The following is a 515-nucleotide window of genomic DNA, read 5'->3' as shown; positions in this document are numbered from 1 at the left end:
CCCCTACGCCGCCCGCTCGCAGGCCCCCTTCAGCCGACGCAGAGTCGTACGCATCCCCGCCCGGTTCATCTCCGCACGGCGGGCGGGCGGCGTCCCGGTGAACACCAACCCGAGCAGATCGGCGACACGGCCACGCCGCCGCTCCCGCCGGTGATCCACCCAGTACTCCGTCACCAAACTGCCACCGCCCCCCGCCTCCTCAAGCCGATAGCCCCAGCGTGCGATCGGCAACCCGAACACCGTCACGTCGAACGCGAAGTGCCGCGCCGGTTCCGCGACGCTGATCCGACAGCTGGTGAACCAGACGAAGAACGCCTTCCGGTTGAAGCCCACAAAGCGGCGGCCACGCCGCCACACCCAGAACACCTCCGGGCTCCACTCCCGCATCCGCCGCACATCCGCCAGCAACGCGTACACGTCCCCCGGCGAAGCCGACACGACCACCGACTCCTCAACACCCCACACCCGCCCGCGCTCCCGCTCACCGGCGCCTCGTCCCGTGGCCATCCTCATCC

General features: G+C 70.7%; 1 protein-coding gene. It reads right to left on the bottom strand.

Annotation, left to right across the window (positions count from 1 at the left end; all coding sequences use genetic code 11):
- Nucleotides 1-3 precede the first annotated feature (3 nt).
- Nucleotides 4-515, bottom strand: a 512-nt coding sequence (locus tag FNX44_RS27540) for an SRPBCC family protein (RefSeq protein ID WP_228450343.1), incomplete at its 5' end; no start/stop codon positions are given.

This window comes from Streptomyces alkaliterrae, from assembly GCF_007097205.2.
GTDB classification, from domain to species: domain Bacteria; phylum Actinomycetota; class Actinomycetes; order Streptomycetales; family Streptomycetaceae; genus Streptomyces; species Streptomyces alkaliterrae.
Note: the sequence above shows the minus strand (reverse complement) of the source record. Positions and strands in the feature narration are given on the sequence as shown.